The sequence below is a fragment of the Lentzea sp. NPDC054927 genome (genome assembly GCF_053610285.1).
Genome location: NZ_JBSGXZ010000011.1, coordinates 53,935 through 75,517, shown reverse-complemented (window position 1 = coordinate 75,517; position 21,583 = coordinate 53,935). Strand labels below are relative to the sequence as shown.

Genomic DNA, 21,583 nt, shown 5'->3' with positions numbered 1-21,583 from the left:
TCGGCCGAACGGGTGAATCGCGGCCTCCGCTGGATCCACGGCTAACGCCTTCTTCTGGACGGGCGACTACCCGTTGGCGGCACAAGTGTGCCCTGCGTCACTCCATATTGGACAACTGACCTGGCAGCGAGGCGTCGGGGGCCACGCCGTCAAGAGGGCGGGTCGGCCATGCGGTATTCGCGGAGCAGCAGGCGGGCGGTAGCGGCGGTCACCAGCGGTGCGCTGGCGTTGCTCGGATTCGTCGTGGTCAGTCCACCGGCGGTGGCTCAGGCCCCGGACGTGCAGAAGATCCTCGCGGGCATCAGCGCGTTCGGGGACTTCTCGAAGCAGCTCGCGAGCGTCGGCAAGCTCGGGGAGGCGCTGCCGCTGCTGGGTGTCAGCCCCGGCGCGGCGCTCGGGTTCGGCGATCTCGTCGCCAAGACGGTGCACGACCCGTTGAAGGACAAGCAGAACTTCCCCGACCTCGCGGGCACCTACCAGCTCGGCGACAGCAGACCGGGCACGCTCAGCGTCCAGACGAGTGACACCAACGGCATCAAGCGCGTCGACGCCACGCTGCACGTCACGACGGTCGCGGACAAACAGCCGATCAGCGTCGCCGACCCGTCGGTCAGCTTCACGACGTCTGGTGCCGTGGACGTGACGTTCACCCTCGACGCCAAGTTCCACTTCGCCTACCAGGAGTCCACCGGCTCGTTCTGGCTGGTCAAGGACGGCGACTCGCCGAAGTTCACCGTGGGAGCGAAGGGCGAGCTCGACCCCGACGGCGTGCCGACCGCCGGCTTCGGCATCCTCGGCGTCGACCTCGACAAGGGCGCGTCGCACGTCATGGTCGAAGCGAACCTCACCGCGTCCGCCGACGACCCCAACGGTGACGGCAGGCTCACCGAGATCAGCGAGTCCGGTGCCGCCGCGGGCCTGTTCCACATCGGGCTGGGCAACCCGGCGGGCAAGGTCGACGCCAGTCTCAAGTTCACCTCGCAGCAGCTCGCCGGAGCGAACGTCGGCGGGCTCACCGGCACGATCGGCGTGCAGTGGCCGGACCTCGCGAGCGGCGCGCCGTCGATCACCGTCAGCGGCCCCGACCTGGCCCAGCTCACCAGGTTCACCACGCTCAGCCCGCGTGACCTGCTCGAGGGCCTGAGCCACCTGGTCAACTCGATCGACGCCGTGCAGCGCGCCCAGTGGGGCTCCGCGGCCGACCCGGTCGGCAACGTGAACCTGCCGTTCATGCGCGGCACGGTCGCCGACGCGGTCAAGGCGGGCAGCGCGCTCGCGAAGTTCGTCGACGACAACGTGTTCAAGCCGGAGGAGGACCCTGCGAAGGCCGGGCTGCCGAAGTTCAGCTCGGTGCAGGAGCTCTTCACCAAGCTCAACACCGGCCCGATCGCCGTGACCGGCGTGAACTACCGCGACGACGTGAAGAAGCTCGAGTTCACGTTGACCATGAAGCAGGACGCTCCGCAGAACGGCGCGCCGCTGGACGTCGTGGCCGAACTGACGTCAGGGCAGGGCGACGACGTCACCTACACCGACACGACCCTCAAGCACGTCAACAAGGCCAAGCCGTGGACGGTCGACGCGTTCAAGGGGCGCATTGTGTCCGCCGGCACCTCGCAGGGCGTGGTGAAGAGCAACACCGCGGACGAGATCACCCTCGAGGAAGGCTGGCAGGGCGGGAAGCCGGTCGACAAGTCGCCGTACAAGGTGAACGCGCCGGACCCGATGACCGGCCAGGTCACCTTCGGCGACATCTTCGCGAGCAAGGGCCTCAAGGGCGCCAACGCGTTGAACGCCACCGCGACCGTGAAGCCTTCCTACGAGGCCAAGGCCACGCTGGTGCTGGACCTGCGCGACCCGATCAAGGGTGATGCCTGCAAGCCGCTCGACCCCGACGCCGCGGCCACCGGCTGCCCGTTCGCGGACAAGAACCCCGACGGCACCACGACCCTGGTGTCCAGCCTGCCGCGCACGCCGGACCGGTTCCTGCTGCGCACCGGCAGCCAGCTGCTCAGGGCCAGCGCCGCGGTCGACACGAACGTCGACGTGAACGGCAGCATCGGGTACCTCAAGGTGCACATGTCCGGCGACCTGCACATGTCCACCAAGGACGGCTCGGCCGACATGCTGTCGATCAGCCTCAAGAAGCTCGGTGACGCGGACGGCGACCTGCCGCTGTCGCAGATCTTCGCCAAGGTCGTCGACAACCCCGAGACCCCCGCGCTCGAACCGGAGAACCTGCTCACCGTCGCGGTCGGCGCCAAGGCCACCGCCACGGTGAAGCTCGACGTCCCCGGCATCACCGACTTCTTCGGCGGTCCGGTGCAGGTCGGTGTCACCATGCCCGACATCACCGATCCGGCGAACGTCCAGTTCACCGGCCTCGACGCGCTCGACAAGGCCAAGGCGTTCGACTTCGACCCGAACAACCCGCGCGCGATGTTCGGTCAGATCATCAAGGCGCTCCAGGTGCTCAACGGCTCGCTGCAGGCCGTCGAGGGTGACGGCAAGGTCAAGAACGCGCTGACCACGCCGTTGCCGGTCGTCGGCAAGTCGTTGTCCGAGCTGCTCGGCAGCGCCGACACCGGAACGGGCAAGTACGGCAACACCACGATCAACAGCAAGAGCGTCGGCTTCCTGCGGGACGACAGCAGGACCGGCGACAAGGCGTTCGGCGCGGACCTTCAGGGCCGGGCCGTGCTGGTCGGCACCCAGGTCGCCGTGGTCCTGGCCGCGGACCCGCAGAACAACCGCGTGCTGCTGGCCGAACCGTGGGGTCAGGTGCCTGGTGACGGCACGGCGTACGCGTTCCGCAGCCCGCTGGAGGACGCGGTCGACAGGCTGACCGCCGCGCCACCGGACTACCTGCAGGACCTCGTGACACAGCTCAACGCCGCGTTGCCCACGGGCAGCGGCATCTCGTTCGCCTACCAGGTCGTCGACTCCAAGCCGTCGATCGTCCTGAAGATCGACGTGAAGCGGAAGGTCGCGACCTCGCAGCCGGTGCGGTTCTCGTTCACCGACGACAAGGGCACCGCGCGCTCACTCGTGGGCGCCGAGGGAGAGGCCACCGCGAACCTCGAGCTGACCGGCTCCACCAAGATCGGCTTCGTGCTGCCGCTGGAAGCCGGCGACGGACCGGCGGACGCGGGCGGTCTCAAGGTCCTGCCGGACTCCACCGTGGACATCACCGCGCACGGCGGCATCACCGGTGTGGTGAAGTCGTCCGTCGGGCCGCTGTCCATCGCTTTGGGCAACCCGAAGGGCACCGAGAAGGCCGTCGCGAACGCGCACTACAACGCACACCTCGGCTACTCGGGGCAGAACCCGGTGTCGTTGAGCGACTTCGTCAAGGGCGTGTCGCTGACGTTGAACGGCGACAACCAGCCCGTGACGTGTCAGGGCGACCCGGCGCAGGGCACCGACCTCGCGCTGTGCGCGGTGATGCCGGTGTTCGTCAGCTCCGACAACGTCACCTGGACCAAGCTGTCCAGCCCCGGTGACTCGTTCATCGTGCGGTTGCCACGTCAGGTCAGTGATCTGGACCAGGCGTTCTCGTTCAGCCCGGACCTGCCCGGCGGTGTGAAGCGGTTCGAGATGCCGACGGACATCGGGCAGAAGATCCTCGACGCACTGCTGGACTTCTCCCAGTTCGGCGACGGCGTCGAGAAGTACCTGGCGATGATCGAACGCGCGCTGCGCACGGCCGCGTTCGACGGCAAGCTGCCGCTCGTCGGCGACGACATCCAGCAGGGAGCCGACAAGTTCGGCCAGCTGAGGGCCAAGATCCAGGAGGCGATGACCAAACTGCCGGGCGGCGGCCGGGTGAACAACACCGGCGAGCTCCAGACGTGGGTCAACGACCACCTCAAGCCCGCGGTCGGCAGTGCCGTCACGGTCGGCTTCACCTGTGACGCCACGCTGCAACCCGCGACCAACGCCAAGGTGACGACGCAGGGCACCGCAGGGACGAAGAAGTACGTCTACGGCGTGGTCGCGACCGCTCAGAACAAGGACGCGCCGCCAGCGGTCGCCGAGGTGACGACCGGCGCGGATCCGTTGACGGGCGCGAACTTCAACCGCATCACGTGGACGAAGTCGCAGTACGCCACCGGTTACAAGATCATCCGCAAGACGGACCCGAACGCGAACAACTGGGTCGTGATCAAGGGCGACGTCGCCGGTGACCAGGTCCAGTTCGACGACAAGAACACCCCGAACGGCGCGGCCTACGTGCCGGCCACGAGCAACCCGAAGCTGACGGACTGCCCGGCGGCGGCGTCGCTGGCCGACATCACGGGTGCCACGTTCACGTTCGACGTGTGCGATGGCGACGTGTTCGGCAACGACTGCGACAAGGAGACGCTGACGCCGGAAAGCCCGCTCGACATCGGCATTCCGGGGCTGTCCCTGAAGGCCGCCGAGGGTGCGCCGAACATGAAGGCCGCGCTGGCCTACCACCTGCACGTGAAGGTGGGCGTCGACAAGAGCAGCGGTTTCTTCGTGGCCACCAAGGACGGTCCGAACCCGGAACTCGGCGTCAAGCTGAGCTTCACGCTGCCCGCGGGGATGAAGGCACGTCTGGCTTTCCTCGACGTGGACCTCAAGCAGCACGCGGGCGGCGCGACGGATCTCTTCGCCGGCACGTTCGTCGTCGATCTGCACAAGAAGGGGCAGGCGGCGTGCTTCGAGAACTGCGGCGCGGCCAACGACGACCGGATCACGCTGGCCGATCTCGCCGACATCGGCCAGGTCACCAGCGTCTCGCTCAAGGCCAAGGTCGGCATCGACTGGGACTTCGACGTCAGCGCCGGTCCGCTGCCCGGCATCAACGGCTGGTTCCACCTGAAGTGGGAGTGGAACGCGTTCGGTGGCAAGCCCGGTGACGGCACGCCGGAGATCGCGTTCAACAACGTCCAGCTCAACGCCGGCAAGTTCCTCGGAGAGGTGCTCAAGCCGATCGTCGAGAAGATCGGGTTGTTCACCAAGCCGATCCAGCCGATCATCGACCAGCTCTACGCGCCGATCCCGGTGCTCTCGGACCTGTCGCGGGCAGTGGGCGGCGGTGACGTCAACCTGGTCACGATCGCCAAGGAGTTCTCGACCATCGCGGGTGGCCCGGACCTGGAGTTCGTGGACAAGGTCCTGCGGGCGATCCAGTTGATCGGCAAGATCACCCAGAACGGCGGGGCGATCGACATCGGCACTTTCGCCGTCCTCGGCGACAAGGCCAAGACGACGACGAACTCGCCGGACAACGCCGCCTCGCTGATCGACCCGAACAAGATCACCCTCGCACCGGGCGACCTGGCGTCGAAGATCGACGCGTCGGCCGGTGGGGCGAAGATCGTGTCCGACGGCGAGGAGGGCAACAAGGCCGGCTTCACGTTCCCGATCCTGAAGGAGCCCGCGAAGCTGTTCGGCCTGATCATGGGCCAGGACGTGGACCTGATCCGGTTCGACTCGGGACCGCTGCGCCTCGGCTTCTCCTACAGCCAGTCGTTCGGCCCGGTGTACGCGCCGCCGCCGGTGCTGGTGACGATCTCCGGCAGCGCGTCCGTGGAGGCGCGGTTCCGGGCGGGCTTCGACACGTTCGGCATCCGCAAGGCCGTTGAGTCCGGTAAGGCGGCGTCCATTCTGGACTCGATCTACCTGGTGACGCAGGACGACTCCGGCAAGCCGCTGCCCGTCGTGACGTTCCGCGGTGAACTGGCCGCGGGCGCGGCGGTGAGCGTGGTGCTGATCGAGGTCGGCATCAAGGGCGGTGTCGCGCTGACGATCAACCTCACCTGGGCGGATCCGAACAACGACGGCAAGTTCCGGTTCTTCGAGTTCTCCAAGGTGGCGCTGAACAACCCGATGTGTCTGTTCAACATGGACGGACGCTTGAGTCTGTTCCTGAAGGTGTACATCACACTCGGGTTCTCGATCTTCAGTGTCTCGTTCGACTTCACGCTGGCCGATATCACGTTGCTCGACTTCTCCGTGAAACCCGACTGCTCGCCACCACCACCCGTGCTGGCGCACAAGGACGGCACGACGCTCGTGCTGCACATGGGCAACGGTGACATCGGCAAGCGCGGCCACTCCGCGTGGACCGGCAACGGCAACGAGGAGAAGTGGACGATCACCCAGCTCGTCAAGGACGGCGGCGGCTTCGACGGCTTCGCCGTGAGCGCGCTCGGCTTCCGCGAGGAGTTCCGCGACCCGAACCTGACCAAGGTGTTCGGCAACGCCACGGGTGACAAGGGCAAGCGGATCATCGTGTTCCAGGGTGACGGCGACAAGAGCGGTGCCGCGAACGACGCCAAGGCCGAGGCCAAGCCGTTCGACAAGGAGGTCGAGGTCACCGGTGGCGACGGCGACGACTCGATCAAGACCGGCATCGGGAAGTCGACCGCTCGCGGCGGTCCCGGCAAGGACCAGATCACGACCGGCGACCTCGCCGCTGCCTTCGGCGGCAAGGGAATCGCCGCGGTCGAGGGTGGCGACGGCGACGACACGATCACCGTCGGCGGGGCTGACGACGTCGTGAGCGGTGGCGCGGGCAAGGACCGCATCGCGGCCGGGCTCGGCAAGAACCGGATCGACGGCGGCGCCGACGACGACAACATCGGCATCGCCTCCGACAGCCCCCTGTCCGCGAGCAACCCCGGCAAGCCGGAGTACGTCGCACAGGCCAACGTGATCATCGGCGGAACCGGCAGCGACCGGATCTCCGGCGGTTCCGGCAACGACACCATCCACACCGGTACCGAGGTCGCGACCGGTGTCGACGACCCCGGCCCGGTGGACAAGGGCTTCAACGGCGACAACGCGAAGGACGCGATCAACGTCGTGGACACCGGCACGGGTTCTGACACCGTGTACGGCAGCCAGGGCGTGGACTTCGTGACCGGCCACTCGTTGAAGGAACAGGTCGACGACATCCGCGGTGGTGGCAACAACGACGTGCTGACGGGCGGCTACGGCAAGGACAAGGTGTACGGCGGCCCGCAGGACGACTACGTGATCGCGGAACCGTCGGACGTCGGCGACAAGGTCGGTGACGGCGTGTTCGGTCCGGTACGGGACGTCAAGCACCGCGTGCTGCCCGCCGGTGTCACGCCGTCGTCGAAGCTGCTGGTCGGCGGTTACGGCAACGACCACGTCATCGGTGGTGACGGTGGAGCGGACATCTTCGGCGACAAGCACGCCAACCCGTGCACGCCGCCGAGCGACAACCCGGTGTCGACGCCGCCCGCCGAGCCTCTCGACGGTGAGGACGGCCGCGATCTGATCACCGGCGGCACCGGGGTGGAGATCGTCGCTGCCGGTGGTGCCGCGGACAACGTGGACGCCAAGTCGAGCAACGACCGTGTGTGCGGTCAGCTCGGTGATGACGTACTGGCCGGTGGCAACGACGACGACACCATCTACGGCGGTGGCGGCAAGGACGTTGCGTACGGCGATGCGGGTATCGACAACGTCTTCGGCAACAACGACGACGACACTCTTTACGGTGGCTCGCAGAATGACGTGATCGAGGGCAACAACGGTGTGGACCGCGCGTTCGGTGGTGCGGACAACGACCGCGTCATCGGCGGTACGCGCAAGGCCGGTGAGCCCGACGTCGGTGACTTCGTCTACGGCGACGCGGGCAACGACGTCGTGATCGGGGACAACGGTGTGGACGGGCCGTTCGACCTCGACGGCTCGAACGCCGGCGCCGGCGGTGCGGACTTCGTGTTCGGCGGCGACGGCGACGACCGGGCGTTCGGCGGTCTCGCGCACGACGAGGTGTCCGGCGGCCCGAAGGACGACTACCTGGAGGGCAACAACGCCGACGACCTCGTGCACGGCGATGCCGGTGAGGACCGGATCGTCGGTGGCAGCTCCGAGGTGGCGTCCGGCGCCGGTCGTCCGGACACGGGTGACACGCTGTTCGGCGACTCGGGTCCCGACCTGATCGCCGGTGACAACGCGATCCTGTCCCTTGTGGAGGGAGCGCAGGCCACGCCGGTCACGCTCGGACGTGGTTTCGCCAAGGCGCACAAGGCCGAGCTGCTCGACCTCGGCTACACGCCCGCCGCCGGGACGTCCGGCCAGGACAAGATCAGCGGTGGCGACGAGCCCGACGTGATCTACGGCCAGAGTGACGAGGACACGATCACCGGCGACGGCTCGGACGACTACGCCGAAGGTGGCCCGGCCCGCGACAAGATCGACGGCAACGACGGCCAGGACGACCTCGTGGGCGGCAGTTCGACCGAGGACTCACCCGGTGCCGGTCAGCCCGATGCCGGTGACGTCATCCACGGCAACGGTGGTCAGGACGTCGTGCTCGGTGACAACGGCCGGTTGGTGCGCGGAGGAACCCCGCACCGGGTCGTGCAGGAACGCGGCATGACCGCACGGGCGATCACCCTGTACGACCTCGGCCTGGCTCCGCACGCCGGCTCGTCCGGCCCGGACGAGGCCGACGGTGACGACGCCAACGACGTGATCTTCGGCCAGGCCGGTTCCGACCGGCTGAAGGGCAACGGCAACGACGACTACGTCGAGGGCTCGCAGGGCGTCGACTGGGTCGAGGGCAACGACGGCGACGACGATCTCGTCGGCGGCAACAGCACCTCGTTGTCCGGCGCCGGTGACACGACCGTCGGCCAGCTCGACGCCGACGACGCCGTGTTCGGCGGTCCCGGCAACGACGTGGCCATCGGTGACAACGGCGTCGTGCTGCGCCCGGCACAGGGGGAGACCCCGACGCGGGCGACGATCCGGCTCTCGTCCGCGGGTGGAAACCCGATGGCGCAACGGATCGTGCAGCGTTACGACCTGCAGGCAGGACCGGCCGACCGCTTCGGCGCCGACCGGATGTCCGGCGGGTCCGGCGTGGACGTGCTGTGGGGCCAGGACGGCGGGGACTTCCTCGCCGGCGACGGCAACGCGGACTACCTCGAGGGCAACGGCGGCGGCGACGTGCTGCGCGGCGACCGCGGCCTCGGCTCACCGTCGTCCGAGACCACCGTGGTTCCGTTGACCAACGCGGACTGGCCGGGCAGTTCGAGTGGGCCCGACCAACTCGTGGGCACCGCGCCGGACGGCCAGGACGACATGATCGGCGGCAGCACGATCCAGGGCTTCCGCGATGGTGGTGACGCGTTCGAGGGCAACGGTGAGGACGACGTCCAGCTCGGCGACAACGGTTCCCTGAAGCGCACGCTGCAGGGTCAGCCGGGGTCGATGACCGAGCAGGTCTACGCCGAGCGGTACAAGTCCGGTGCCGTGCCTTCGAACGCAACGGTGTCACGCACCGCCGACATCGGTCCGTCGACCAGGTTCTGCACGACCGCGCAGACCACGTGCGAACCGGGCGGCGCCTTCGGCAACGACACGATGTACGGCGACGACGGCAACGACGGCATGTGGGGTCAAGACGGCAACGACACCATGTACGGCCAGAACGGCGATGACGACATGTACGGCGAGCTCGGCGACGACGTCATGTTCGGCGGCGACGGCGAGGACGCGATGCTCGGCGACCGCGGTGGTGTGGTCAACGAGTACATGAACGCCAACGACGTGGCTGCGCGCGGTTTCACGGCGAGCCTGAACTCGGTGCCGCAGGAGTCGTACACGGGCTTCCGTGCCGACGCCTACGACCGCAGGGCGGACCTGCTGCACGACGTCAACGGCGACCAGTTCGTCGGAGGCCCGACCGCACCGGCCATGCCGCACAACGGCATCGCCGAGGGTGGCGACGACCGCATGCGCGGCGGTCAGGGCAACGACAACATCCACGCCGGGTTCGGCGACGACCTGGTCAACGCCGACAGCGGCGGCGACCAGACGTTCGGCGGCGACGGCGCGGACGTGCTGTGGGGCGGCAAGGGCTGCGACCAGGTGGTCAACGCCCAGACCCCGGACTGCCTCACGAACGGCACGTTCGACGCGTCCTCCCGCGGCACGAACGACAGGTTCGTCGACCACACCTTCGGCGGTGTCGGCGGTACTTCACCGGCATCGCAACAGGGTGCGCTCGGGTCCGACGTGCTCGACTTCAACCCGCGCGGCTCCTACCCCGGCAACTGCGCGCAGGGCCTGTGGCCGCAGACGCTCGGCAACGGCGCGATCGACCCGTGCCTGTGGTTCGAGATGACCGAGAAGACCAACGACAACCCCGCCGTTCCGGCGACGTTGGCCGACAACCAGCACCACGACGGCACGGACTGGATCTACGGCGGCTGGGACCGCGACGTGCTCCAGGCCGACCGCGCGCAGAACGGGCCGAACCCTGGTGACCGCCTGATCGACTGGGCCGGCGCGTACAACCTGTACACGCACTGCCCGGCCTCCTACGGCGGCTACAACGACATCCGTCAGCGCAGCCCCGGCATGGAGGTGTTCCTGCAGAAGCTGGCGTGGGGTTCCGGCGCGGGTCAGACGGTGGGTGACGTGACCACGAGCGGCACCTCGGCGTTCCGCGAGCTGGCGCTGGTGTACCCGGCGGACAACAACGCCCACGGCATCGGTCCCGCCTACCCCACGACACCGGGCCACTTCGACTCGCCGGTGTCCTGCACGGACTGAAACAGACCGCCCGGAGTCGCTGTAGCGACTCCGGGCGTTTCGGCGACCTACAGCCAGGAGGTCCGCGATGAACGACGCCAGACTGGTCGTGGTCACCGGTGCGACCGGACGCCAGGGCGGCTCGGTCGCACGTCACCTGCTCGCCGATGGCTGGCGGGTGCGGGCGCTGACCCGTGATCCCTCGTCACCCGCGTCCGGCCGGCTCGCCTCGGCGGGTGCCGAGGTGGTGCGAGCGGACATGGCCTCCCTGGACTCGCTGCGCCCCGCCTTCGCGGGCGCGCACGGGGTGTTCAGCGTCCAGAACCCGATGATCAGCGGCCTGGACGAGGAGGTCCAGCAGGGCCGCGCGGTCGGTGACGCCGCGGCTTCGGCGGGCGTGCGGCACGTCGTGTACGCCTCGGCAGGTCCGGGAGTGCCGGAAACCGGTGTGCGGCAGTGGGACAACAAGCTGGTGGTGCGGGCACACCTGGAGTCGCTCGGCCTGCCGCTGACCGTCCTGCGCCCGATGGCGTTCATGGAACTGATGACGGACAAGGACTTCTACCCGCCGGTGTCGATGTGGCACCTGATGCCGAAGCTGATCGGTGACGACCGGCCGCTGCCGTGGTTGTGCGCTGATGACGTCGGTGCCGTGGCGGCGAGGGTGTTCGCCGATCCGAACCGGTTCGCGGGAGTGGAACTCCCGCTCGGCGCGGATGTCCGGACCATCGGCGAGTGCCGTGAGCTGTGGCGGGAGGCGTTCGGGCGTTCACCACGCGGCTTCCCGATGCCGCTGTGGCTGTTCCACCGGTTCGCGGGCGACGACCTGACCAGGATGTGGCGCTGGCTGCGGACGCACCCCGTGCCGCTCGACCTCGCCGCGACCAGGGCGATCGTGCCGTCCGCGCGGACCGTTCGCGAGTGGCTGGTGCAGCGAACCTACTCGTAGTAAGTTCGGCCGCATGACCCCGGACGCCTCCGCGCACATCGACGTCGCCGCTACTCCGCAGCGGGTGTTCGATCTGGTCAGCAGCCTGCGCGGGCTCAGCGGGGTCGCCGAGGAGTACTCGGGCGGCAAGTGGCTGGGCGCCTCCGGTCCGTCGGTGGGGGCGAGGTTTCGCGGCGTGAACCGGCGCGGCTGGCGGGTGTGGCCGACGACCGCCGTCGTGACCGACTGCTCGGTCGGGCGGTTCGCGTTCGAGGTGAAGTCGCTCGGGCTCGCGGTGTCGCGGTGGCAGTACGACATCGAGCCGACTGCTGATGGCTGCCGGGTCACGGAGTCCACCTGGGACCGCCGGCCCGGCTGGTACGTGCCGCTCACGGTGCTGGCGACCGGGGTGAAGGACCGCGCTGTGACCAACCAGCGCAACATCGAGGCCACGCTGCAGCGGCTGAAGCACGCCGCCGAGTCCGCCTGACAATCAGACAGAATCACTCACTTTTAAACACACCGCCACACTCCGGCTGGGCGGTGTGATGCGGCCGTGAGCTGCAAACATCGGAGGACCGTAACTAGAACCGGTCCACCGCGACCGTTGTAAACGCTCTCACCGCCGTGGCAACCTGCCCAAACGACGATTGACACGTGCGTAACGCCAGCGTTCAATCCCCGTCAAATATCCTATAGGATCAGAGATCCGAGGAGTTGGCGTGGCAAAGGTCGTACGTGCCGAGGCGTTCCAGGTCGACGTTCCGGTCGAGACTCTGCGCACCGACGCGGTCCAGCAGTTCGTCAAGCAGGAGACGGTGTTCGTCGAGATCGCGACCGACGACGGGCTCACCGGTCTCGGTTACGCCTACACGATCGGCACGGGCGGCAGCTCGGTCCTCGCTCTCCTGAAGGACCACCTGCTCCCGCGGATCGTGGACGCCGACGCGCGCCGGATCGAGGCGATCTGGCAGGACCTGTTCGCCAGCACGCGGAGCACGACCGTCGGTGCGATCACCTCGCTCGCGCTGGCCACCGTCGACACCGCGCTGTGGGACCTGCGCTGCCTGCGTGCCGGGGAACCGTTGTGGCGCATGGCGGGCGGGTTCCGGCAGGAGGTGCCGCTGTACGACACCGAGGGCGGCTGGCTGCACCTGTCCACCGAGGAGCTGGTCAAGGGCGCGAAGGAAACCGCGGACCAGGGCTGGCAGGGCATCAAGATGAAGGTCGGCAAGCCCGATCTCACCGAGGACGTCGAACGGCTCGAGGCCGTCCGGGCGGCGGTCGGCGAGCGGTTCGCGATCATGGTCGACGCCAACCAGTCCATGACGGCGGCCGAGGCGATCCGCAGGGCCGACGCCTTCCGGAACGTCAACCTCACCTGGCTGGAAGAGCCGCTGCCGGCCGACGACGTGAGCGGGCACGAGAGGCTCGCCAAGACCACGAGCATCCCGATCGCGGTGGGGGAGTCGCTGTACTCGGTGGCGCAGTTCCGCGAGTACCTCGAACGCGCTGCCGCCTCGATCATCCAGGTCGACGCGGCACGGATCGGTGGCATCACGCCGTTCCTCAAGGTCGCGCACGTCGCGGAGGCGTTCAACGCCGACGTCTGCCCGCACTTCCTGATGGAGCTGCACGTCAGCCTCGCGGCCGCGCTGCCCAACGGGAAGTTCGTCGAGCACATCCCGCAGCTGCGCGCCATCACCAAGAGCGAGCTGACCGTCCACAACGGACACGCGCTCGCGCCTGACACACCGGGTCTCGGCATCGACTGGGACCGCGACGCGATGGAGAACCTCCGAGTCTCCTGAAGTCATCGCCGGAAATCACAAAGGAGTGGTCTTGAGAGCGTTAGGTGTCGTTGCCGGCCTGCTCGCGTCGCTGATCGCGGTTCCCGCAGCAGCCCAGGCACCGGAAGCACAGCAGCAGACCGCCGCGCCGGCGGCCAAGCCCTACATGGGCTGGAGCAGCTGGACCCTGCAGGCGACCAACTACCCCGGGGTGAACCCGGACGGTCCTGCCAGCTGGCTCAACGAGAAGAACGTCGTGGCGCAGGCGGATGTGCTCGCGGCGAGGTTCAAGAAGCACGGCTACAACCACATCAACGTGGACGCGGGCTGGCTCACCTCGTTCGACGAGTACGGGCGCCCGGTCGCGGACGCCAAGAAGTTCCCGCACGGCATGAAGTGGCTCGGCGACTACGTGCACGGCAAGGGCCTCAAGTACGGCTCGTACCTCGCGGTCGGCCTGGACCTCAAGGCCTACAACGACGGCAAGACGCCGATCTACAACGCTCCCGGCTGCACCACCAAGGACATCGTCTACCCGGACCTGCGCAAGACCAACGGGTGGGACATGGCCTACAAGATGAACTTCGACAACCCGTGCTCGCAGAAGTACATCGACTCCATCGCCCAGGTCATCGCGGGCTACGGCGTCGACTTCCTGAAGCTGGACGGCGTCGGCCCCGGCAGCTTCAAGGGCGGCGAGAACTACGACAACACGAGCGACGTCAAGGCGTGGAACGCGGCGCTCAAGAGCACCGGGCGGCCGATCGAGTTCCTCATCTCGTGGGCGCTGAGCCACCGCCAGGCCGACGTGTGGAAGGCCAACACCAACGGCTGGCGCGTCGACACCGACGTCGAGTGCTACTGCGACACGCTCGTCACCTGGAACCAGTCGGTGAAGCAGCGGTGGAACGACGTCGTGCAGTGGATCGACGACGCGGGCCCCGGCCACTGGAACAACCTCGACAGCCTCGCGGTCGGCAGCGCGCAGATGAGCGGCCTGACGGAGGCCGAACGCCAGAGCTACATGACGTTGTGGTCGATCTCGTCCTCGCCGCTGTACATCGGTGACGATCTCACCAAGATCGACGACTACGGCTACCAGCTGCTCACCAACGACGAGGTCATCGCGATCAACCAGGCCGGCGTCCCGTCCCGGCCGGTCGACCAGTTCTCCGACCAGCAGGTCTGGTACGCCCGCAACCGCGACGGCAGCTACACCGTGGCGCTGTTCAACCTGGGTTCTAAGCCCACCAAGGTGACCGCCGACTTCGCACAGCTCGGCATCGGCGACAAGGCGAAGGTCCGCGACGTGTGGGCCAAGCGCGACCTCGGCCAGAAGTCCGACGCCATCACCGAGGAACTGCCGGTGCACGGCTCGAAGCTCTACAAGATCACGCCGCGTTCCTCGACGGCGCCGGGCGTCGTGCAGGGCACCGCGGCCACGCCGACCAGCGTCTCGTTGAAGTGGCAGGGCAAGACCGGCGTTCGTTACGACGTCTACGCGGGCAACAAGAAGGTCGCCACGACGACCGACACCAAGGCGACCGTCACCGGCCTTACGCCGTCGACGGAGTACTCGTTCACCGTCGTGCAGAACGGCAACCGCTCGCAGGCCGTCACCTACGTGACGCCCAAGGACTCCGTGATCTACGAGGCGGAGAAGGGCAGCGTCGCGGGCGGGGCGACCGTCTACGGATGCGCGTGCTCCGGCGGCAACAAGGTCGGCTACATCGGCGGCAGCGGCGTGCTCACCATGCCTGCGGTCACCATGCCGCGCGAGGGCAACTACCTCGTCGAACTGTCCTATGTGGCCGCTGACGCCAGCAGGACCGGCGTCATCACGGTGAACGGCACCAGCTTCAAGCTGCCCGTCGCCGGCTCGAACGACAACGACTGGAACACGCCCCAGAAGGTCACCGTGCCGATTTACCTGATGAAGGGCAACAACACCATCAGGATCGGCAACCCGGACGACTCCGTGTTCGACGTCGACAGCATCCGCATCTAACCCCCTGAACAGGAGGCGTCGTGGTGACTACCGTGCAAGACTCCAGCGCCCATGTCGTGCGTGGTCCCGCCACCACGGCGCCTCCACCCACAGCGAGGCGCCGCAAAGGCCCTGCCTCCCGCCGCCACGACACGTGGGTCGCGTGGCTGCTCGTCGCGCCCGCGATCCTCGGGTTCGGCGTGTTCTTCGCCTACCCGATGCTGCGCGGCGTCTACCTGAGCTTCACCGAGTTCCACATCCTCAGCCCACCGGTGTGGACGGGGCTCGAGAACATCCAGCAGCTGATCAACGACGCGAGGTTCTGGCACTCGCTCGGCGTCACCGCCTACTTCGTGGTGCTGACCGTGATCCTCGGTGTCGGCATCTCGCTGATCACCGCTGTCGTGTTGCACCGCCTGGGGGTCAACACGACGGTGCGCGGGCTGATGATCCTGCCGTTCCTCATCTCCGGCGTCGTCACGGCGCTGGTGTGGACGTGGATGCTCGACCCGCAGCTCGGCATCGTGAACCAGCTGATCACCTGGGTCACCGGCGAGCCGATCATGTTCTTCGGTTCCGACAGCTGGGCGGTGCCGACGCTGGCCGCGTTGAACGTGTGGAAGTCCATGGGCTACAACGCGGTCCTCATCTTCGCGGGCCTGCAGACGATCCCCGCGTCGATCTACGAGGCCGGCCGGATCGACGGCGCGTCGGAGTGGCAGATGTTCCGCTCGCTCACGTTGCCGTTGCTGCGGCCGATCCTGGTGATGGTCGTGATCCTCAACGTGATCAGCGCGACCCAGGTGTTCGACATCGTCCAGGTCAGCACCAAGGGCGGTCCGGCGGACGCCTCGCTGGTGCTGCAGATGTACATCTACGACAAGGCGTTCGGCCAGTTCGACTTCGGTTACGCCGCCACCATGTCGCTCGCCCTGTTCCTGCTGCTCGTCACGGTGACCTTCACGCAGATGCGGATGGCACGTGCGGGCGAGTCGGACACGAACTGAGGAGTTCCGGGCTGTGAACCTTTCTTCTGGGAACCTCTCGATGAAACTCGGCAGGGGCGTGGCCTGGGGCTACATCATCGTCGTCCTGCTGATCACGATCTTCCCGTTCTACTGGATCATCCGGACCGCGCTGTCCAACAACTTCGCGATGTCGACCGACCCCTCGTCGTTGCTGCCGGTGCACTTCACCTGGGGCCCGTTCAAACGTGCTCTCGGCCTCGCCTCACCCGCGGAGGCGGCCGCGGAAGGCGGCTCGGGGGCCAAGATCGACCTGGCGCTCGCGTTGTGGAACTCCATTGTGTACGCGGGACTTCTGACGCTCTGCACGGTCGTGCTGTCGGCGCTGGCGGCCTACGCGTTCGCCCGGTTGCGGTGGAAGGGGCGGGACGTCGTGTTCGCCGTGCTGCTGACCGCGCTGATGGTGCCGTCGGTGTTCACGCTGCTGCCGAACTTCGTGCTGATGAAGGACCTCGGACTGCTCAACACGTTCGGCGGCATGATCCTGCCGGGCGCGTTCTTCTCCGCGTTCAACATCTTCTTCCTGCGGCAGTTCATGTTGGGGCTCTCCAACGAGGTGGAGGAGGCCGCGATCATCGACGGCGCCGGGCCGCTGCGGGTGTGCTTCCGAATAGTGCTGCCGATGAGCATCGCGCCGATGGCCACCCTGACGCTGCTGACGTTCATCACCACCTGGAACGACTACTTCTGGCCGTTGCTCGTCACCAACGACGAGTCGGTCCGCCCGCTCACCCTCGCGCTCGCGGTGTTCAAGCAGTCCTCACCGCAGGCGTCGCTGGACTGGGCAGGGCTGATGGCGGCGACGCTGGTCGCGGCGCTGCCGATGTTGCTGCTGTTCGTGGTCTTCGGGCGGCGGCTGGTCAACTCCATCGGCTTCACGGGGATCAAGTGAGACTGCACTGGCCTGCCGCGGCGCAGGAGTGGACCGAGGCGTTGCCGATCGGCAACGGACGCCTTGGCGCGATGGTGTTCGGTGGGGCCGGGCGGTCCCGCGTGCAGGTCAACGACGCGACCGTGTGGTCGGGTACCGCGGAGGGTCCGGCGAAGGCACTGGCGGACGTCATGGCAGCTGGAGCAGGTCTGGAACGGCTCGCGCAGGTGCGCCAGGCGATCTTCGGCGGTGACCTGGAGCGGGCGACCCAACTGCTGATGTCGTTCGAAGGCCCGTACAGCCAGACGTTCCTGCCGTACGTGGACCTGTGGATCACCTTGCCCGAAGGCGAGTCGCACGGCCGCACGCTCGATCTGAGCACCGGTGTGGTCACCGAGCGGCTGACCATCGGCGGCAACGACGTCGTCCGGCGGGTGTGGACGTCGGAAACGGCTTTGTGCGTGGAGATCGTCGGAGCGGTTCCGCTCGACGTGGAGCTGACGACGCCGTTGCGCGCGGTGTCGCCCAACGGTCTCGACCTCGTGATCGAGATCCCGGTGGACTCCGCGCCCCGCCACGAACCGCAGATCGACGCTCCGGTCTACGGCGAGGGCTCCGAACGCGGCACGGTGAACGTGCGGATCAACGCCGGCGACGACCGGTGGTCTCTGACGCTCACCAGCTCCACCACCACGGAGAAGTACTGGACCGGTCAGCGCAGGAGCGACCTGCCGTCGTTGCTCAACGCCTGCGACGTGCGGTTCGGTGACGTGCCGGACGTCGTGGACGTACCGGAGTTGCTGGAAGGCAAGGACGAGCAGCTCACGGCGTCGGTGCTGTTCGCGTTCGGCCGCTACCTGCTGGCCTCGTCGTCACGACCGGGTGCGCCGCCCGCGAATCTCCAGGGCATCTGGAACGGCGAGCTGCGGCCCGCCTGGTCGTCGAACTACACGATCAACATCAACACCCAGATGAACTACTGGGCGGCCGAGGTCACCGGGCTCGCCGAGTGCCACGAACCGTTGCTGGAACTGCTGGAGAAGCTCGCCGTGACCGGCGCCGACGTGGCACGGGAGCTGTACGGCGCGCGCGGCTGGGTGGCGCACCACAACACCGACGCGTGGGGCTGGGCGCTGCCGGTCGGCATGGGACACGGCGCGGTGTCGTGGGCGCTCTGGCAGATGGGCGGGGCCTGGCTGGTCCAGCACGCCTGGGACCACTACGACTTCGCCCGCACCTGGTCCACTTTGGAGCGTGCGTGGCCGTTGCTGCGCGGGTGTGCGGAGTTCCTGCTGGACTGGCTGGTCGAGGGACCGGACGGCTACCTCGACACGTGCCCGTCGACGTCACCGGAGAACTGGTTCCTCGTCGACGGAGAGCCGCAGGCCCTGACGTGGTCCGTGACCATGGACGTGACGCTGATCCGTGCCGTGTTCGAACGGACTCTCGCGCTGGCGCTGGCATCGGGCCGGACGGATCCCGTGCTCGCGGAGATCTCGGCGGCGCTGCCCCGCCTGCGGCCGTTCCCCGTGCTGGACGACGGCCGGCTGGGGGAGTGGGTCACCGACCTGCGAGAGGAAGACCCGACGCACCGGCACATGTCGCACATGGTGTCCGTCTACCCGCTCGGCCAGATCGTCGCCGGCACCCCGCTCGGTGACGCCGCCGTGGCGACGCTGGACCAGCGCGGCAACGGCGCGATGGGCTGGTCGTGGGCCTCGAAGATGGCATTGCGGGCCAGGCTGGGCGACGGCGAGACCGTGCGGTCGCTGTTGTCCGAGGCCTCGCAGGCCTTCACGGGTGATCGGCACCGTGACGCGCCGTTCGACGGCTCGGAGTGGGGCGGCCTGCTGCCGAACCTGTTCAGCACGCACCCGCCGTTCCAGATCGACGGCAACTACGGCTTCACGGCGGCGCTCGCGGAAGTCGTGGTGCAGAGCCACACCGGCGTGATCGACATCTTGCCGGCGCTGCCTTCCGGTTGGGCTCGCGGCGAGGCTCGTGGGCTGCGCTGCCGCGGCGGGCTCGCGGTGGACGTGTCGTGGAACGCCGGTGAGGTCCTCGCACGGGTGCGGCGGTTGTCCGGTGACGCCTCGGAGGTCGTGCCGGTGAGCATCGGCGGCGAGGTCACCGAGGTCGTGGTGAGCGACGTCGTCGAGGTGCGGGGGAGGATCTCGTGCTGACGGACCTGGGCCTGGACGCGCTGTGGGACTACCGCAGCACCTACATCCGGCCGGACGACTTCGACTCGTTCTGGGACTCGACCCTGGCCGAGGCCCGTGAACTGGACATCAAGGCCGAAGCGGTGCTGGTCGAAACACCGTTGCGGACGCTCGACGTCTACGACGTGACGTTCTCGGGCTTCGGGGGCGACCGGATCCGTGCCTGGCTGCGCACGCCCAAAGGGCAGTCCGGACTGCCTGCCGTGGTGCAGTACCACGGGTACGGCGGCAACCGGGGGAGTGCGGTCGAGAACCTGACCTGGGCCAGCGCCGGGTTCGCGCACCTCCAGGTCGAGGTGCGGGACCAGCGCGGCGGTGCCGGGTTCATGACCCGCGGGATCGCCGACCGCTCGACCTACTTCTACCGCAAGGTCTTCACGGACGCGGTGCGCGCGGTCGACGCCGTGCGCGAGCTGGGTTCGCCCGACGTGGCTGTGATCGGCAACAGCCAGGGCGGTGGAATCGCCCTGGCCGTCGCGGGTCTCGTGCCCGACCTGGCCGCGGTGCACGCGCAGGCGCCGTTCCTGTGCGACATCCGCAGGGCGTTGAACGTCTGCGGCCGCCCGCCCTACACCGAACTGACGACCTACATCGCCGAGAACCGGCGTTCCGGCATCTTCCCGGCACTGTCCTATTTCGACGGTGTGGGATTCGCCGCTCGAGCAGTCGCCCCCGCCTGGTTCTCGATCGGCCTGATGGACGACATCGTGCCGCCGTCCACCGTGTTCGGCGCCTACCACGCCTATGCGGGACCCCGGCACATCGCTGTCTGGGAGCACAGCGCCCACGAGGCGGGCGGCTCCGACGACCTCGACATCGCACTCGACGCCTTCCGATCCCGTCTCTTGGAGAAGCCATGAAAATCGCCGCCGCTGCCCTGGTCGCAGCAACAGCCCTGGTGGTCGCGGGTTGCGGGAGTTCCGACACGGGCTCCGGCAGCAACACCGTGAACTGGTGGACCTGGGACGACAAACAGGCAGTCGCCTACGGCGAGTGCGAGAAGGCGTTCGAGGCCGCGAACCCCGGCACCGACGTGAAGATCACCCGCTACAACGTCGACGACTACTTCACCAAGCTCACCGCCGGTTTCGTGGCCAACACGGCTCCCGACGCGTTCCAGAACTCGGTGCAGTTCCTCCAGGCCTACGCCTCGCAGCACCAGCTGATGCCGATGGACGACCTCATCGCGAAGTCCTCTTTGGACACGAAGAAGTACTCGGTCGGCTTCGACACCTGGAAGTTCACCGACGGCAAGCAGTACGCGCTGCCGCTCGACTGGGCCGCCTCCGGCATCTACTACAGCAAGGACGCGCTGACCAAGGCCGGCGTCGCGGAGGCCGACGTCGCCAAGATGACGTGGAATCCCGACGACGGCGGCACGTTCGAGAAGATCGTGGCGCGGCTGACGATCGACAAGAACGGCAAGCGCGGCGACGAGGCCGGCTTCGACAAGAACGCCATCGCCACCTACGGCGTCGGCGCCATCGCCGGACGCAGCTTCATCGGCGAGACCACGTGGGCTCCGCTGGTCTCGACGCTGGGCTGGAAGATGGGCGACAAGGAGCAGTGGCCCACCAAGTTCAACTACACCGATCCCCGCTTCGTGAAGACGATGAAGTGGGTGACGGCGCTGACCGAGAAGGGCTTCTCCCCGAAGCTCGGCACCTTCACCACCGGAAACCAGTCGACCATCTCCGACATCGACCTGGTCGGCTCCGGCAAGACCGCGATGACCATCGGCGGTTCCTGGTCAGCGCCGTCGTTCGGCAAGATCCCCGGCGTCCCCGTGGGCATCGCGCCGACTCCGCTGGGCCCGGACGGCAAGCGTTCGGTGCTGTCGAACTCCAACGGCAACAACATCTGGGCCGGCACCAAGAACCCGGACCTGACCTGGAAGTGGGTCAGCTACATGGGCAGCGAGGAGTGCCAGACCAAGGCCGGCGCGACGGGTACGTTCTTCCCGTCGATCCCTGCGTCGATGGACAACACCGTGACGTCCATGAAGAGTCAGGGCGTCGACCTCACCGTGTTCAACCAGTACGTGAAGGACGGCGTCCTGTACCCGTCCAGCGCTTACGCCAACGGCTCGGCGATGCAGTCCGCCGAACAGCCGCTGTTCGAGGCCTACTTCGGCGGACAGCGCTCCGATGACGTGTTCGCCGAGATGGAACGTGTCTCGCAGGAGATACTGGCCAAGAACTGACGGGAG

At 67.8% G+C, this 21,583-nt stretch carries 10 protein-coding genes; all 10 read left to right on the top strand.

Translation table 11 applies throughout. The features are described from left to right. The first annotated feature begins 168 nt into the window (after window positions 1–168). Window positions 169–10,572 (top strand): calcium-binding protein, encoded by a 10,404-nt coding sequence (locus ACWGE0_RS18660; protein ID WP_452262128.1) that lies wholly within the window; start codon window positions 169–171, stop codon window positions 10,570–10,572. 67 nt (window positions 10,573–10,639) lie between these two features. Continuing rightward, window positions 10,640–11,500, top strand: a complete 861-nt coding sequence (locus ACWGE0_RS18655; protein ID WP_452262127.1) for an NmrA/HSCARG family protein — start codon at window positions 10,640–10,642, stop codon at window positions 11,498–11,500. 13 nt (window positions 11,501–11,513) lie between these two features. Further along, window positions 11,514–11,969, top strand: a complete 456-nt coding sequence (locus ACWGE0_RS18650) for an SRPBCC family protein (protein WP_452262126.1) — start codon at window positions 11,514–11,516, stop codon at window positions 11,967–11,969. A gap of 232 nt (window positions 11,970–12,201) precedes the next feature. Then, complete coding sequence (locus ACWGE0_RS18645) at window positions 12,202–13,290, top strand: mandelate racemase/muconate lactonizing enzyme family protein (RefSeq protein ID WP_452262125.1); 1,089 nt, start codon at window positions 12,202–12,204, stop codon at window positions 13,288–13,290. A gap of 31 nt (window positions 13,291–13,321) precedes the next feature. Continuing rightward, complete coding sequence (locus ACWGE0_RS18640; RefSeq protein ID WP_452262124.1) at window positions 13,322–15,277, top strand: alpha-galactosidase D; 1,956 nt, start codon at window positions 13,322–13,324, stop codon at window positions 15,275–15,277. 23 nt (window positions 15,278–15,300) lie between these two features. Continuing rightward, window positions 15,301–16,263, top strand: a complete 963-nt coding sequence (locus tag ACWGE0_RS18635) for a carbohydrate ABC transporter permease (RefSeq protein ID WP_452262123.1) — start codon at window positions 15,301–15,303, stop codon at window positions 16,261–16,263. 40 nt (window positions 16,264–16,303) lie between these two features. Further along, complete coding sequence (locus ACWGE0_RS18630) at window positions 16,304–17,173, top strand: carbohydrate ABC transporter permease (RefSeq protein ID WP_452262122.1); 870 nt, start codon at window positions 16,304–16,306, stop codon at window positions 17,171–17,173. Further along, window positions 17,170–19,335 (top strand): glycosyl hydrolase family 95 catalytic domain-containing protein, encoded by a 2,166-nt coding sequence (locus ACWGE0_RS18625; RefSeq protein WP_452262121.1) that lies wholly within the window; start codon window positions 17,170–17,172, stop codon window positions 19,333–19,335. The genes ACWGE0_RS18630 and ACWGE0_RS18625 overlap by 4 nt, the downstream gene beginning before the upstream one ends. Beyond that, a complete protein-coding gene (locus ACWGE0_RS18620) occupies window positions 19,329–20,234 on the top strand; it encodes an acetylxylan esterase (protein WP_452262120.1) in 906 nt (301 codons plus the stop codon). The genes ACWGE0_RS18625 and ACWGE0_RS18620 overlap by 7 nt, the downstream gene beginning before the upstream one ends. Then, a complete protein-coding gene (locus tag ACWGE0_RS18615) occupies window positions 20,231–21,577 on the top strand; it encodes an ABC transporter substrate-binding protein (RefSeq protein ID WP_452262119.1) in 1,347 nt (448 codons plus the stop codon). Before ACWGE0_RS18620 ends, ACWGE0_RS18615 begins: the two co-directional genes overlap by 4 nt. Window positions 21,578–21,583 lie beyond the last annotated feature (6 nt).

What these genes read in the sequence shown, in the direction of transcription:
- ACWGE0_RS18630 (WP_452262122.1), top strand. Translation starts at nt 16,304, where the DNA reads ATGAAACTCGGCAGGGGCGTGGCCTGGGGCTACATCATCGTCGTCCTG.
- ACWGE0_RS18660 (WP_452262128.1), top strand. Translation starts at nt 169, where the DNA reads ATGCGGTATTCGCGGAGCAGCAGGCGGGCGGTAGCGGCGGTCACCAGC.
- ACWGE0_RS18615 (WP_452262119.1), top strand. Translation starts at nt 20,231, where the DNA reads ATGAAAATCGCCGCCGCTGCCCTGGTCGCAGCAACAGCCCTGGTGGTC.
- ACWGE0_RS18655 (WP_452262127.1), top strand. Translation starts at nt 10,640, where the DNA reads ATGAACGACGCCAGACTGGTCGTGGTCACCGGTGCGACCGGACGCCAG.
- ACWGE0_RS18650 (WP_452262126.1), top strand. Translation starts at nt 11,514, where the DNA reads ATGACCCCGGACGCCTCCGCGCACATCGACGTCGCCGCTACTCCGCAG.